At 38.1% G+C, this 15,157-nt stretch carries 14 protein-coding genes and 3 pseudogenes; 4 read left to right on the forward strand and 13 right to left on the reverse strand.

Annotated features, from left to right (window positions below; genetic code table 11):
* Window positions 1-398 precede the first annotated feature (398 nt).
* The 5 genes from BMG01_RS08830 to BMG01_RS08850 form a co-directional block, all read right to left on the reverse strand.
* Window positions 399-1,562, reverse strand: coding sequence for a DUF2075 domain-containing protein (locus BMG01_RS08830; RefSeq protein WP_036067117.1), 1,164 nt, complete (start codon window positions 1,560-1,562; stop codon window positions 399-401).
* A gap of 67 nt (window positions 1,563-1,629) precedes the next feature.
* Window positions 1,630-2,340, reverse strand: coding sequence for a bifunctional demethylmenaquinone methyltransferase/2-methoxy-6-polyprenyl-1,4-benzoquinol methylase UbiE (gene ubiE, locus BMG01_RS08835; protein WP_004914860.1), 711 nt, complete (start codon window positions 2,338-2,340; stop codon window positions 1,630-1,632).
* Window positions 2,337-3,782 carry an o-succinylbenzoate--CoA ligase gene (locus BMG01_RS08840; protein WP_004914859.1) on the reverse strand — a complete coding sequence of 482 codons (1,446 nt, stop codon included), beginning with the start codon at window positions 3,780-3,782 and terminating at the stop codon, window positions 2,337-2,339. Before BMG01_RS08840 ends, ubiE begins: the two co-directional genes overlap by 4 nt.
* A gap of 48 nt (window positions 3,783-3,830) precedes the next feature.
* On the reverse strand, window positions 3,831-4,043 hold the full coding sequence (locus tag BMG01_RS08845) for a hypothetical protein (protein WP_004914858.1): 213 nt from the start codon (window positions 4,041-4,043) through the stop codon (window positions 3,831-3,833).
* 26 nt (window positions 4,044-4,069) lie between these two features.
* Window positions 4,070-4,345 (reverse strand): GNAT family N-acetyltransferase, encoded by a 276-nt coding sequence (locus BMG01_RS08850; protein ID WP_004914857.1) that lies wholly within the window; start codon window positions 4,343-4,345, stop codon window positions 4,070-4,072.
* 162 nt (window positions 4,346-4,507) lie between these two features.
* Here BMG01_RS08850 and BMG01_RS08855 point away from each other — a divergent pair, with 162 nt between their 5' ends.
* Complete coding sequence (locus tag BMG01_RS08855) at window positions 4,508-5,371, forward strand: aldo/keto reductase (protein WP_004914856.1); 864 nt, start codon at window positions 4,508-4,510, stop codon at window positions 5,369-5,371.
* A 120-nt stretch (window positions 5,372-5,491) separates the two neighbouring features.
* Here BMG01_RS08855 and BMG01_RS08860 read toward each other — a convergent pair whose 3' ends face one another.
* Both BMG01_RS08860 and BMG01_RS08865 read right to left on the reverse strand, forming a co-directional pair.
* Window positions 5,492-6,328: a hypothetical protein gene (locus tag BMG01_RS08860; protein ID WP_004914855.1), complete on the reverse strand. Its 837-nt coding sequence runs from the start codon at window positions 6,326-6,328 to the stop codon at window positions 5,492-5,494.
* The gene (locus BMG01_RS08865; protein ID WP_004914854.1) at window positions 6,321-6,656 is read right to left on the reverse strand and encodes a PadR family transcriptional regulator; all 336 of its coding nucleotides are present in this window, start codon (window positions 6,654-6,656) and stop codon (window positions 6,321-6,323) included. The genes BMG01_RS08860 and BMG01_RS08865 overlap by 8 nt, the downstream gene beginning before the upstream one ends.
* A 326-nt stretch (window positions 6,657-6,982) precedes the next feature.
* On the opposite strand from BMG01_RS08865, the pseudogene abc-f reads away from it, so the two are divergent.
* A pseudogene (abc-f, locus tag BMG01_RS08870) lies at window positions 6,983-8,470 on the forward strand (ribosomal protection-like ABC-F family protein).
* A gap of 54 nt (window positions 8,471-8,524) precedes the next feature.
* On the opposite strand, the gene BMG01_RS08875 reads toward abc-f, so the two are convergent.
* The 5 genes from BMG01_RS08875 to BMG01_RS08895 are packed head-to-tail and all read right to left on the reverse strand — an operon-like array spanning window position 8,525 to window position 12,330.
* Window positions 8,525-9,292 (reverse strand): ABC transporter permease, encoded by a 768-nt coding sequence (locus BMG01_RS08875; RefSeq protein ID WP_036068407.1) that lies wholly within the window; start codon window positions 9,290-9,292, stop codon window positions 8,525-8,527.
* Between the two features lie 3 nt (window positions 9,293-9,295).
* Window positions 9,296-10,201: an ABC transporter ATP-binding protein gene (locus BMG01_RS08880; RefSeq protein ID WP_004914850.1), complete on the reverse strand. Its 906-nt coding sequence runs from the start codon at window positions 10,199-10,201 to the stop codon at window positions 9,296-9,298.
* Window positions 10,202-10,238: 37 nt separating this feature from the next.
* Window positions 10,239-11,066 carry a hypothetical protein gene (locus BMG01_RS08885; protein ID WP_036068408.1) on the reverse strand — a complete coding sequence of 276 codons (828 nt, stop codon included), beginning with the start codon at window positions 11,064-11,066 and terminating at the stop codon, window positions 10,239-10,241.
* Complete coding sequence (locus BMG01_RS08890) at window positions 11,066-11,968, reverse strand: ABC transporter ATP-binding protein (RefSeq protein ID WP_036068409.1); 903 nt, start codon at window positions 11,966-11,968, stop codon at window positions 11,066-11,068. Before BMG01_RS08890 ends, BMG01_RS08885 begins: the two co-directional genes overlap by 1 nt.
* On the reverse strand, window positions 11,965-12,330 hold the full coding sequence (locus BMG01_RS08895) for a GntR family transcriptional regulator (protein ID WP_036067113.1): 366 nt from the start codon (window positions 12,328-12,330) through the stop codon (window positions 11,965-11,967). The genes BMG01_RS08890 and BMG01_RS08895 overlap by 4 nt, the downstream gene beginning before the upstream one ends.
* 187 nt (window positions 12,331-12,517) lie before the next feature.
* Between BMG01_RS08895 and BMG01_RS08900 the strand changes: the two are divergent.
* Both BMG01_RS08900 and BMG01_RS08905 read left to right on the forward strand, forming a co-directional pair.
* Window positions 12,518-12,960 (forward strand): annotated as a pseudogene (locus BMG01_RS08900) (CopY/TcrY family copper transport repressor).
* Window positions 12,941-15,010: a copper-translocating P-type ATPase gene (locus BMG01_RS08905; RefSeq protein WP_004914845.1), complete on the forward strand. Its 2,070-nt coding sequence runs from the start codon at window positions 12,941-12,943 to the stop codon at window positions 15,008-15,010. Before BMG01_RS08900 ends, BMG01_RS08905 begins: the two are co-directional and overlap by 20 nt.
* 50 nt (window positions 15,011-15,060) lie before the next feature.
* On the opposite strand, the pseudogene BMG01_RS11015 reads toward BMG01_RS08905, so the two are convergent.
* A pseudogene (locus BMG01_RS11015) lies at window positions 15,061-15,157 on the reverse strand (IS30 family transposase); the annotation flags it as partial.

A 15,157-nucleotide genomic window follows, 5' to 3' on the forward strand; every position in this document is an offset into this window, starting at 1 on the left:
CCATGTCGCGATTACTGAGAACCATGCATTATCTAGTCATTAATCATCAACTGTATGATTACAAAGCTGCATCAAAGCATTAGTATTCTACAATTATAAGCCTAACATTTTTTAAAATCGATGTGAACACAGCGGTTTATTTAAGTAGTGCTAATTGTTAACAAAATTTCAAAATAAAAGAAGTCAAAAACCTTGAAACACTTGACTTCTGGTAGAAAAATAACTATATCTTTTGTTAATGCTGTTGTTGTATTCACAAATTTTAAAGTTAATCTTAGGATTTTTCATGAGATTTTCAACGCAAAAAATGAGTAACAATAAAAAACGCTGATGATATTAGTCATCTAGCGCTTTCTGTACACTCTTATTGAAATTTTTATTGTTCAGTCAAATAGCCATCAGTCACGATACAATTCTAACAATCGTTGACGCAAAGCATCATCATAAGCCGTTAAATATAAACCATATTTGCCACGTTTCATCAAAACATTTAAAACGTTGGCAATGAAAGCTTTAAATTCGGCCTTTGTAAACTGTTTATCCTGACGTTTTTTGAATATTTCCTTGTGTGAATATTTCTCTGGCAAAATAGTCATGCTATCTGTTTTTGCATCATAGCCAAACGATGGCCCAATAATCATCCCCACAAAGTTCAAATCAAAGCCCTGCAAGGTATATATTGTCCCAACTTGCTTGATAGAGTATTCACGTTTGGCCCAGTGCGTGCGTTGTGGATCCCATTCATCCCAAGGCAGTGAAAATGTATCCATTTCAACGTTATGACGGCCATCAATCCTTGGAAATCCTGACGTTGCAACAACTCGGCTTAACCCGACTGACTTATTTTTTTGGACAATATTATCGTAGAGTTCCCCAGCTTTATCAAAAACTTTGAATTCGAAGTCACTATCATTTGGAAATGGATATAATGGTTTTTCAGCTGTTAGATCATCCATCCATTTTACTTGTGACTCGCTGGCAATCATGCGGTACTGAAAATTCATATCAAATAACTTATGTGGCCGATTCCCGATTGTTTTGTATAAGAAGTCTTTTGACCAATACATTTTTGATTGAAAAACTTGTGCAAAGTCATAAACAACGACCACAACTTTCGCCAAATCCATTAAATCAGTTAGTTGATTGTTGCCGTTATAATGCATATAAGGTTCAGGCTTGGACAATAATAAATGCGCTTCATCAACAAAAATGACATCATATCGCCAATGATTTTTTTGAGCGTGATTAATCAGCGGCGTTGGTCGCGTAATATCGCGTTCACGCATACCAGGAATACTTTCCGCAATGTCCTTATAAGCCTTGAAGAGTTCAGGGTGGTTAACCACCAAGGCTGTTTTATAACGTTTATCAGTCATGTATTTAGTGACAAGATCCATCAGTACAACAGATTTACCAGTACCAGCTGCCCCCTGAATAATCGCAACAGCATGGTTGTTATTTGCTACGCTAGTGCCAATATAATCATTGATATCACCAATGACACGTTCTTGATCTTGTGATAATTGATCGACAAAAAATTGTTTTTTGAGTTGTTCATTCATTTCAGCCATGGTTTATTTCTCGCTTTCCACACCATCGTTGTTAAATCATTATCCACCACAAGTGAGGTTATTTTGTAGCATAATGTACGGCCGCAGCTCCCAAATTAAATCTAGAAATAACAACTTTTTGAAACTTTAATCGCAACATCACTTGACCCAATGTCATATAATCCATAAAGTTTTCAGTCGTTTCATCTAAGTATTTATAAGCCGAGTATTTACCATTTGCAAAATATTTCCCTAATAAAGGCATAACTTGCCCAAAATATAAGCGCCAAAAAGGCTTAACAATAGGATTATCCGGTTGAGATGTTTCAAGAACCACGAGTTGTCCACCCGGCTTAAGCACTCTATACATTTCACGTAGACCTTGAATTGGATCAGGCAAGTTTCTAAGACCAAAACCAATGGTCACAATATCAAAGTGATTATCTTCAAATGGCAGTGCCATAGCATCGCCTTGTACTAGCGTTATTTTATCCGCATAATCACTCAAATCGACTTTATGTTGCCCAACTGTGAGCATTTCCCGACTAAAATCAAGCCCTGTTATTTTTGCCGTGGGGTCGCTCTTTTCTGCCAAGGCAATTGCCCAATCAGCCGTTCCCGTTGCTAAATCAATAATTTCAGCACCTTTTGGAAAAACCATTTTTTTCATAACTTTTTGTCGCCAATTTTTGTGCGTTCCCAAGCTAATAATATTATTCATCTTGTCATATTCTGGCGCAATGGTATTAAACAGTGATTGTACATCAGTATTTTTAGGTGATAGGGTCATTTTAACTCCTTCAATCGTGTGATTTCAGCTATGAATTTGATTCGTTCCGTCTTACCACTGGCATTCCGATGCCAGTCATTTGCAAAATAAAAACGTTTTGGCACTTTATAATGTGCTAATTTTTCACGCCCGTAAGCTTTTAAATCAGTAGCAGAGAGCTTGCTATCTATTACAATAGCCACTGGTACTTGCCCCCATTGCTCATCAGGAACACCGACTACCACAATGTTGTCAATCTCTGGCAACTTTAGATAAACTGATTCGACTTCATCTGGAAAAATGTTTTCTCCGCCAGAACTGATCATATCCCCTTCACGACCTTGTACGAATAAGAAACCATCATCATCGAGATAGCCAAGATCTTCAGTATTAAACCAGCCATCACGGCATTTTTCTGCCAATTTATTCGGCTGATTAAGATAACCAACTGTCAACGTCGGTGACTTAATCCAAATGTTACCTGTTTTAACTGGTACGCCATAATGATCAGCAATTTTCAAGCTCACCGGAAATAGTGGTTTACCAACTGATCCTAATTTTTCATCAGCGTACTCGGCGTCTAAAGCAATCACTTGAGAGGCGGTTTCAGTCATTCCATAAGACTGAATAATCGGAATGTGGTGGGCCTGTGCTCGCTTTAAAGTTGCGCGATCTGTGGGACCACCACCTAATAGCATCGTACGAAATCCGCTATTATAAGAGACATCTTCTGGCAAGTCCTTTAACAGTTGCTTAAGCATCACAGGCACTACTGACATAGTCGTAATATGATGATTAACCAATAGCTCATTGGCTTGGTGTGCATCAAATTTTGGTAAAAGGACAACGCGCATACCATAAATCAGGCCGCGCATTAAAATTGAAAAACCACTAATATGAAAAATAGGTACCGCTGTTAACCAAGCATCATCAGCCGTTAGCCCCAAATTCAGAGCACTCCCCATAGCTGAAAAAAAGTGATTATTGAAGGTTTGCATGACACCTTTCGGCTTACCTGTGGTGCCAGAAGTATACATAATACTGGTAACAGCATCATCAGGAAAATTTTCAACCAAATCCAGTCGTGCTGATTTTTCAGTGGATAACGCACTAACAGTTAACTGTTTATCCACTTTTAGCTGCTGATGATAGTCTTCATCTGTGATTAAAACCGAAATATCAGCATCAGCCAACTGATAGTTAATTTCGTCAACTGACAAGCGTCGATTAATAAAGACCATCGTTTTGCCAAGTTGTTGGACTGCCATAATCACTAAATAACTTGCAATTGTATTCGTAGCAATTAAGGCTATCCGTTGTTCTGTTTCAATCACCACATTCAATTGTGCAGCAATTTTTTTTGTCTGATCAGCAACTTCTTGAAAGGTCAGTTGCTGTCCTTTTTCCTGCACGGCAACGCGATTGGGCGTGAGTCGTGCACGTTTTATCAACCAGTTTTCCATTTTTCTATCATACCGCAGAATGCATTAAAAAAAAATAGACGTCATCGTCTATTGCATTGTAGTCGTTAGCCCTAAGATATCAATAGCTTTTAAGTAATCTGCCACTGTAATTTGATCACTTGTTCTAAGCAAATGAAAAGTCCCACCCATATTTTGAGCGACAAATCCCGAATCTAGAACGCCATTTCTTTGATAAAACTGATAACGTTGTAAACGCTGTTGCTCATTATCCGCATTAGTACCAACGATTTCAGATTCCAAAACAATGCCACCAGTGTAGCGTTGCTTTAAGCATATAACATTTGGCTTCCAATACCTTTCCCGCGAATAGTTGTATCGACGGCAAAATATAGAATAAATGCTTTATCATTTGCCAATGTCACCAAAAATAGGATGCCAGCAACATGGTCATTGCTTTTAAACGTTAACATTTTAATCTGGTCATTGTCATTCACCTTTTGCTGTAAAGTCTCGAATGGCAACCGCTCATGTGCCGGAAAGGCATTTAAATAAATTTTTTGCCAATTTGTTTCATCATTAATATTGAAGTTTGTTAATGTCATATCGTTATCCTTTTGATAAAATTCAAGCATTACTTACATTTTATCATAGTTACAATAACCAGCTGTTTAAGCGAACGTTTGTTCCGTGTTCATGTTATAATGAATGTACTGGGCGAATAATCTAATTTTTCGTTCGCCAAATAAAAAAATAGAGGTACTCATATGACTTCTCAAAATGATACATACACACTGGCAAATGGTACTAAAATTCCCGTTATTGGCTTTGGTACATGGCAAAGTGCTGACGGAGATGTTGCTTATCAAGCCGTTCGTTGGGCATTAGAAGCTGGTTATCGCCATATTGATACGGCAGCTGCTTATGGCAATGAAGAATCAGTTGGTCGCGCTATCAAAGATTCTGGCATTAATCGTGAAGACCTATTTGTCACAACTAAGCTTTGGAATGATGCACATTCATTTGAAGCCGCTCAAAAGGCTTTAGATCTTTCCTTGCAAAAGTTAGGGCTAGACTACGTTGATCTCTACCTGATTCACTGGCCAAACCCCGCAGCAATAAAAGCACAGGGTCAAAATGCTTGGGAAACGGCCAACGCTGAGACATGGCGTGCCTTTGAAGCTGCTTATGAAGCTGGGAAAGCCAAAGCAATCGGTGTTTCTAATTTTCAAATTCATCATCTCGAAAGTTTGGCAAAAACACAAAAAATTGCACCAATGGTTAATCAAAACTTTTTGAACCCTTCTGACACACAGGACGAACTTGTTGCTTATGACAAAGCACATGACATTGTCAGTGAAGCCTATTCGCCACTGGGCACTGGACGTTTAGTAGATTTACCACAGGTTACGACAATTGCAGAAAAGTATCACAAATCCGTCCCACAAGTGCTCATTCGTTGGTCTTTGGAAAAGGGCTTTCTGCCACTGCCAAAATCAACGCATGAAGACTATATTAAGGCTAATTTAGACGTTTTTGACTTTGCCTTAACCAATGATGAAGTGTCCGAACTTGATTCACTTACTGGAATCGGTGGCACGCATACCAATGCCGATACGGCTGACTTTTAAAGTTAACTATCAACACCCTTTTTAATCATAATTTGATTGTCCGCTGTCTGGTCAGCGGATTTTTTTGTCATTAAATTTGAGATTTGGAATGCTTGACTACTTTAATGTGTAAGATAATCATTAATCACTCTTTTTTTTATGCACGATGTGACTGACAACATAAAATGACACCAAAGCAATTATGATAATAATCGCGTAACTATTTTTACCAAACTGGCTCCTAAAAACCGTGCCTTGCACATTTGGTATTCTAATAATCAATGACAGTATGCCAAATACCAAGGCTGCGAACAACATTGGAAAGTTAAATCTGCGATTATTTGAATGTAACCACCAAACGATGAAGCCCGCCATAATCAACACAGATACCATAACACCAGCAAAACCATTTAGCGAAAAGGTCAAAGGTGTTTTAACAAATAACAGAATCAAATACACAGGTGCCAATAAGGCGCTCGCTAAAACAAAATAAGTCACATATCTGACCACTTTGTTCGACATAAAACGGTTAATCACATAGATTGACCGCGCTATTTGCTTCAAAATTAACATGCTTGCTAGGCAAGTATAGATGCCTGCCAAAATCATATTACCCAAATCAATCTTCGCGTTAGGATTTGCCAGCACTGGCAATAAAGTCATAATTGCAAAGCTAAACAGCCCCGTCATGGCTATCTTAACTGTATCAGTAATACTATTAGGAATAGATTTTAAAATATCATCCGCTACCATTTTCGGTGACTTACCAAAATACTTGTTCGCATCAATATTTTCTCGTTGTGCATCAAGAATATCTTCTAAGATTTCAAGTAATATATTTTCAACAATAGTTTCTTTTTTTGTAATACTGCCAAGTCTCATGTATATCAAAAAATCACTATAAAACACCTCATTTTTTAGATTGAGTTCTTTTCGCAAACTATTGTTCTTTTCAATCAATTTTTGACTACTATTCATTTTCTTCCCCCAAAATGCTATTCATACTGTGACTAATCCCCAGCCATTCGCGACTAAAAACTTGTTTTTCTGCTTTGCCGGCTTCGGTTATGTAATAATATTTTCTCGTTCTCAAACCATCAGAAGCTTGAATTTGGTATTTAATCAATCCTTTTGTTGTCATATTGGTGAGCAAGGGATAAATCGTACCTTTCGGAACATCCCCCAAACCATATTCCGACATTTTTTTCATGATGCCATAACCATAATTTGGTTCTTTATCAAGTAGAATGAGCAAAAAGCCTTGTAAAATACCTTTTCTAAGTTGACTGGCTATATTTTCTGACAAGTCATTAATTCTCCATTCTATTTATGGTTTGTTAAGCATACCATATAATAATTGACAATTCAAATAATAAAATAACAACTATGTCGCTTTTATACTTGATATTATGAATTTTCAATGATAAAATTAAAATAATTTATGAAACATGAGGGACTTACTGTTGAACAAATAAACTAATGAACGAAAATGACACAGACACTTGCCATGCGTGTGAGCAAGTACGTTGATTTTCGAGATTTGGTTTAACCGTTCATAGGGTGGGTCTTTTTAGTTACCCTCAAATTTACCATCTCGACGATCAATGACTATATTTTTGATGAGGTAATTTTATGGTCGATATTGAGATAAAACATTTGTATTTTGGATTTGATCAACAGGGTACGCAACTTTTTTCAGATATCAATTTAAGTTTATCTGCCCAGTGGAAGTTGGCTTTGATTGGTCGTAATGGCCGTGGTAAAACAACACTGTTACGACTACTGATGGGCGATTATCATTATACTGGCGACATTAGTCAAAACATCAAATTTGCGTATTTTCCCCAGACAATTCAAGATCCACAGCAGTTAACTTATAATATTTTGCAGACGCTATCAAACTTCGATTTTTGGAAAATATCACGTGAACTCTCCTTGTTAGGATTAACAGATGATATTCTCTGACGCAAATTTTCGAGCTTATCTGGTGGTGAACAAACCAAAGTTTTACTATCACTTTTATTTGTCGACGATATCAGTTTTCCATTAATTGACGAACCGACTAATCATTTAGACCAAGCATCACGCCAGCAAGTTGCCAATTATTTAAGAGAAAAGAAACAAGGTTTCATTGTAGTCAACCATGACCGCAACTTCATTGACGAAATTGTTGACCATGCGTTATCCATTGAAAAACATAAAGTTTTGTTGCAAAAGGGTAACTTTCAAGTATACGAGGACCAAAAAAAGCAAACAGACGCATACGAAAAAGAGCAAAATACTCAGTTAAAAAAAGAAATTAAACATATCAAACAAGCATCAAAAAATGTTGCTACATGGGCCCTTGAACGTGAAAATGAAACAAATGATTCTGCTTCACGTCGACTTGCCAAAAAGCAGGCAAAACGTTCCAAAGCGATAGCCAAACGATCTGAAAGTAAAGTCGAAGCAAAAGCGGCGCTTTTAAAAAATATTGAATCAGTATCACCACTAACGTTAAATTTCACCCCAACAACCCACCAACAGTTGCTCAAAGTAGAAAATCTACAATTAAACTATGACAAACCACTATTTGAACCAATTTCGTTTGATCTTAATCTCGGTGAACGGTTAGCAATTGAAGGTAACAATGGTTCAGGCAAATCCTCTCTTGTACGCTATTTGCAAAATAATTTTGCTGGTACCGCAACCGGGAAAATGTATCGCCCCCAAAACCTAGCCATCAGCTATGTCAGACAACATTATGACGATAATCATGGCACACTAGCTGAATTTGCCTTGGCGAATCATTTATCCTATGAAGATTTACTCAATAACCTTTTCAAACTTGGCCTTGAACGTCACGTTTTTCAAAATAGAATCGAGCAAATGAGTATGGGCCAACAAAAACGCGTGGCATTGGCTAAGTCACTTATGACACCAGCTGAATTGTATATTTGGGATGAACCATTAAATTATCTTGATGTTTTCAATCAAGAGCAAATTACTAACATTATCAATCAAATACAGCCAACGATGATAATTATCGAACATGATGCTAATTTTTTGGCAACAACGTCAACCAAAACCGTTCATTTAACGACACCATCATCAAAAAAACCTGATAGTTTAGACAAATAATATTGTCTAAACTATCAGGTTTTTAAATAATTGATATAGGTTTCACGTGAAACATTACACGCTACGCTTTTTGAAAATTAGATATGCAATGCCATACATCAGAATAATATAAATGAAGTACACAATAATCAAATCATTTTGTGATATATTCATCGCCTGCTTCAGAAGACTTGGTGACAACATGCCTAAGTTAGACATGCCTAAATAAATATTAAATGGGTTCCACTTTAAAAATGGTGCTAAACCAATTAATTCCAATGAAATAGCGCTCAATAATGGTGTCGCCACAATCATCACAACACCCAATCCAATTGCTGCCCCAGAACTTTTAACTAAATTCGTAATCATCAAAACTAGTGCTGCCACGAATACCATTTGAATAGCAGTATCAAGCATGCTGATTCCCATAGTTTGCCAACTATTCCCTGTATACCCAAGGGACTGACTGAAATCATACTTTGGTATAAACAAAGCAACCGCTAGAACAGTACCAATAAATGCCGTGACAAACAGACCAATATAAACACTGAGATTTAGCAACAATTTACTAACAAACACGCTACCACGACTAAAACGACGTGATAACAATGGGCGAATGGTTCCAAAACCAAATTCTTGCGATACCGACAAAGCAGTTATAATGATGCCGGCCATTTGTACATACAGCAATGCTTGTCCCAAATTAATCACGGCTGATGGGGTTCTTTGTGATTTAAAAATACCAATAATAGCTATCGGAAAAATCAAACTCAAAATTAACCAAACATATAATTTGTTTTGCTTAAAAGCTTTATAATACTCTTGTTTCATCAATGTTAACACGACTTATTCCCCCTTATCGTCTGCTGCCAGCATATCCAACAACGACTTTTCTAAATTACCTGTGACTGTATTAAGTGCAATAATTTCAAGATTAGCTTGGTTAATCACTGTGATAACTTCTTGCAAACTTTCCGCCCCAGTAATTTGCAAGTGCCCATCATCAATATTTGCCTGCCAATGATGTTCTTGAACAACCATCAACGCTGCCTCATTGTCATTAGTATCAACTGTCCAACGCACTTTATCATGACTAAAGAAATTAGACATTGTATCTTTTTCAATAATTTTGCCATGATTAATAATCACAACATCGTCAACCAATTTTTGCAGTTCATCTAACAAATGACTTGATATCAAAAATGCTGTTCCTTCGTCTGCCAAAGCGCGAATTAATTCACGCAAATCATGAACTGATTGTGGATCTAATCCGTTCATTGGCTCATCTAAAATGACCAGCTTTGGGTTTCTAATCAATGCAATCGCAATACCAAGACGTTGTTTCATCCCCAATGAAAAATTTTTGGCCTTACGTTTTCCAAAGTTATCGCCATCAATTTGTGTTTTATGCATGAGCATTTTAAAATCTGCAGGTGATTTTGTATCCATTGCATACAACTTCAAATGTTCTAAGGCGGTCAAATTGGGATAGATTGACGGATACTCAATCAAATTACCAATTTTATCCAGTGCTTGATGATTACTAAACGTTACAGGTTTGCCATCAAACGAGATTGTACCTGATGAATAACTCATTAATCCAGTGATAGCACGCATTGTCGTTGACTTTCCGGCACCATTGGGCCCAATTAATCCAACGATATGTCCGGCCTCAACCTCAAAACTAACTCGATCCATTGCAGCGCGTGCCCCATATTTTTTACTAACGTTTTTTACTTCTAATAATGCCATTATTTCCCCTCTATATTATGAAACTAGTTTGAATGTATTATCTTTCCCAAGATAATTTAGGTTTAAAAACAAAAACAAATGTGGTGATGCTTAAAATTACTGGCAACAACAGTTTATCTAGCAACCCACCAGCGGCATTAAGCTGTAATATTAACATTGATACAAAAAAAAATATCACAACCGGCCATTTAAGATAACTTAATCGTACCGGTTCATCTTCAGTATCAACACCAACATGCTCAACCAAGTAATAACTAATCGCCAATGCCACTAATGAAATACCGATAATAGCCAGCACTGATGTCATCAAATCATTAATAAAATACTGTTTTGACAGCATTTGATCCGCAGACGTGTGGGTAATAGTCTCAAACACAATAATGAGATACATACTCCCTGCAACTTTTTGCCAGATAGGACCTATGACTAAACTGACACCAAGAACTAGGCTAGCAAACAGTAAACTAAAAGTCCCATTGATAATGTTACTCCGTACCGCATGTGCCCAATCACTAGGCTGTATGGTAATTGTTAAAAACAAATCAATGAAGACTGCAAATGCAATCGGTGCGATTATCAGCCAAAACATTTTACTCAACAATAATTGTCTACGCGACATACTTTGTGTTACTAACCACGCATCAAGATGACGTGTTTTATCGTTATAAAAGGAAAGTAATGCCGCAAGTTGCAAAATAATCATCAATTGACTGCTAAGCTCACTTGCATCATCCCCACCAGCAGCTGTGCCAGAATCAATAAAGTTTGTACCAATAATAATAGCCGACGCTGCGATACCCAAAAAAGCAATTAATATCAACTGAGGTGCTTTCATTTTGCCATAAATTTTTATCGCGCGTAACATTATTCGCCCTCCAATTCTTTTTGCCAAGCATAGTCTTCACTTGCAAAACTAGCACGGAAAATGTCTTCACTACCAATAGGTAATTCTTCAATAAACTTAAAATCTGAGCCTGCTAGTTTAATCCCAATGCTCTCATCAAAGTCACTGAAGACGACGGTTACGATATGCCCAACATGGGCAATAATTGTGCCATTTTCACGCAAAAAAGCTAACATTTCGTCGTTATCGTAAGCCACTTGATACTTTTTGATATTGTTATTATTTTCAATAGCAAATGTCATATTAATGCTACCGTCTTTTAACAGCAAAATGCGATCAACTAATGTGTCGAGCTCTACTGAATTATGTGAGGCAATCAAAACCGTCGTGTTATTTTTGTTCACACGATCAATAATTAATTGCTTAACTTGATCCCTTATTAAAACATCCAATCCATCCAGAGGCTCATCTAACAAAACATAGCGAGCGCGACTAGCGAAACCTACAATTATCGTAAACAGTGCACGCATGCCTTTAGAATAAGTTTGCACGCGTTTTTTACTATTCAGATTAAATTGCTGAATGCGATCGTCGTACCAATCAGAATCAAAATCTTTGTAAGATAGCGACAAAATAGATTTAATTTTGTTTGGTGTATAATATGCTAACCAATTTTCAGGCATATCAACATAGAATAACTGATCATGCGTACTAGTTGTCCGAACATAATCTTGATCATCAAGCCCTATCCGTCCAAAATCAGCTTTCATTTCACCGACAATGGTTCGAAAGAGTGTCGTCTTTCCTGCACCATTACGACCAACAAGACCAACAATTTCGCCTTCATTTAATTCAAAGCTAACATTTTTTAGGACTTGCTGATGTTGTATTTTTTTTGAAATATTTTCCAAAATCAATGTCATTGTTTCTCTCCGTACAATTCATCAATCCAGCTGTGAAGCTGATTCGGGCTAATTGAAACACGTTTGGCTTCAATTGTTACTTCTATTAGCTTGTTTTTGAGCTGCTCAACAAGTTCATCATCCGCATTTTCCCCATTTCTGCGAATAAAAGTCCCTTTTCCAGTTACAGTCTCGATAACGTTTTGCGCTTCAAGTGCTTTGTATGCCTTGGCTACCGTGTTTGGATTTAATCCCTCAATTAATGCCATTTCACGGACCGATGGTAATTTTTCACCAATGACTAACACGCCGGCAGCAACTTGCGCTTTAATTCGCCACATTAGCTGCTCGTATAGTGGTTGGTTTCTTTGTATTTGCGCCATTTGTGAGCTCCCGATTAAGATTTGGTGTTTTAAGTAATCACACCACTATCATATTTGACTGAGTTTCATTCCCCACATCCCCAAATGTACTACGTGTACTATGTTACACGGTACACCGTAATCTGTCAATCCTCTTTTATCATCATAATGCCTTGTATTTTTAAGTTTACAGTTGTAGACTATATGTATGAACACAACAATATCAACAAGTGAATGGCAAATAATGCGTGTCATTTGGACTCTAGGAGAGGCAACTAGCAACCAAATCATTCGTATTCTGTGCGCGGAAACAGATTGGCAACCGTCCACTGTTAAAACTTTGATTACACGTCTAATCAAAAAGGGCATTATTAGCCACAATGGCGCTGCCAGAGACCGTATATATACTGCAACCATTACGGAAAAAGTAGCAATGGTTGACCCTTATCTACGACATTGCACGACATGTGTGCCATGTGTGTTGGTGATGCGTTAGTCAACGCCTTAGCGGAGACTCCGCTATCTCAAACAGACATTAGCCACTTACAAGCTTTATTGGTACAAAAATCAAAAACAGCTCCGGCAACAATAGCTTGTAACTGTATTCCAAAAGATTGGGAGGCCTGCCAATATGACAGAGAAAAAAAATAATCACACCATGTCACAAATGACACATGAACACCACATGGATCATGACCACAATATGTCAATGATGACCAATTCTGAGATGGATATGTCAGCCATGCCAATGCATCACCACGGTGCTGATATGGGCATGGCGGGCATGGACATGAATGATATGAAAAGACGCTTTTGGATATCATTCATCTTAATGATTCCGATTCTCTTTATCTCGCCATTTATGGGTGTCAATCTACCTTTTACCATCATTTTCCCAGGCAACAGTTGGGTCTCTGCCTTATTGGCCGCCATGTTGTACGTTATTGGCTCACAGCCGTTCTGGGTAGGTGCGCGTCACGAGTTGCATGCCAAAAAACCAGCAATGATGAGTCTTATCACAATGGGATTAAATGTCACATTTTGGTATTCTATCTATGCCTTAATTGCCACACAAGTCTTCCATCATCACGTAATGGATTTCTTTTGGGAATTTGCAACGCTTACCGTAATCATGCTGCTTGGTCATCGAATTGAGATGTCAGCAACAATGAGAGCCGGTGATGCCACCGCCAAACTTCGTGAACTTTTACCCCAAGTTGCCCACGTTAAACACGGTGATCATATAATGGATATGCCAATTACCACACTCAAAACAGATATGGTGGTACGCGTTTTGGCAGGTGAATCTTTTCCAGCCGACGGTATCGTGACAAATGGTAACAGTCAAGTAGATGAATCTCTGATGACCGGTGAAAGTCAACTGATTGATAAATCAGCCGATGCTATTGTCTATGGTGGTACTATAAATGGTAACGGCACATTAGACGTTAAACTCACCACAGTAGGTGCACAATCATTTATTGGTCAATTACAACAAACTTTACTCACATCACAAGATAAAAAATCACAAGTCGAAACACTAGCTGACCGTGTCGCCTCTTGGCTATTCTGGATAGCACTCGTTTTCGCAATTGGTGCATTGATCATTTGGACGCCATTACGAGGATTTAGTTTTGCGACAAATATTGCTGTGACTGTCCTCGTAATTGCTTGCCCACACGCGCTTGGACTCGCAGTACCCTTGGTAATTAGCCGTACGAAAGCGATTGCTGCTGCGCAAGGCATCCTGATCAAAAATCGCAAAGCATTGTCGGCAGCTAATCAACTCCAATATGCCTTGATGGACAAAACCGGTACATTAACAACCGGACAGTTCACTGTGCAACAGTTCGTAACCTATCAAGAAGAGAAATCTCACGTTTTAGCAATTATGAGTGCACTCGATCAACAATCAACACATCCGCTGGCACAATCAATTATTAATTATGCGCAATCTCAAGGCGCACCATCACTGTCAGCACAACATGTTGAGAATATAGCCGGTTATGGTGTTTCAGGTATGGTCGAAGACCATCACTACCTATTGGTGTCCGCACGATACTTAACTGAACATCATATTGCCTTTGAACCGCTAAACGCAGACGGTTCTGTTTCATATTTGCTTAACCATGATAAGGTGATAGCAGCCATTGCACAAGGTGACAGCGTTAAAGAATCAGCGCGTCAGTTTATTGACGATTTGCATGCGCAACACATTATTCCGGTTCTTGTAACGGGTGATAATGAAAAATCGGCAAAACGTGTTGCCCATGAATTAGGTATCGAAGCCATTCATGCTGGCGTGTCTCCCCAAGAAAAGATTGCCTTAGTGGCTGAATACCAAAAGCGTGGCGCTGTCATGATGATTGGGGATGGTATTAATGATGCACCAGCACTAGCGCACGCTGACTTAAGTGTCGCCATTGGCGCTGGTACCCAAGTTGCCCAAGCCTCAGCCGATACAGTTCTCATAACTAATCATTTGCCAAAAATCATCGAATTCATTCGTTTAGCAAAACATGGCAATACAAAACAAGTTCAAAACTTGTGGTGGGGCGCAGGATATAATATTATTACCATTCCGTTAGCTGCGGGTGCTTTATCTTTCATTGGCCTCATGCTCAATCCCATGATTGGTGCCATTGTTATGTCTTTTTCAACCATTGTCGTAGCCTTAAATGCGTTGACACTTAAAGGGTAAATAATTAAATATTTAATCAAGGCAGATTGCAAGAAATAACTTGAACGAATTTAGTGACGTAGATTAAGCAAGAAGATCTCGATTGGTGTGTGCCAGTTAAGACATTTAAGTGGTCGGGAATTCAGATACCAATTGATTTGAACCAGC

The organism is Leuconostoc sp. BM2 (assembly GCF_002095565.1).
Taxonomy (GTDB): Bacteria; Bacillota; Bacilli; order Lactobacillales; family Lactobacillaceae; genus Leuconostoc; species Leuconostoc falkenbergense.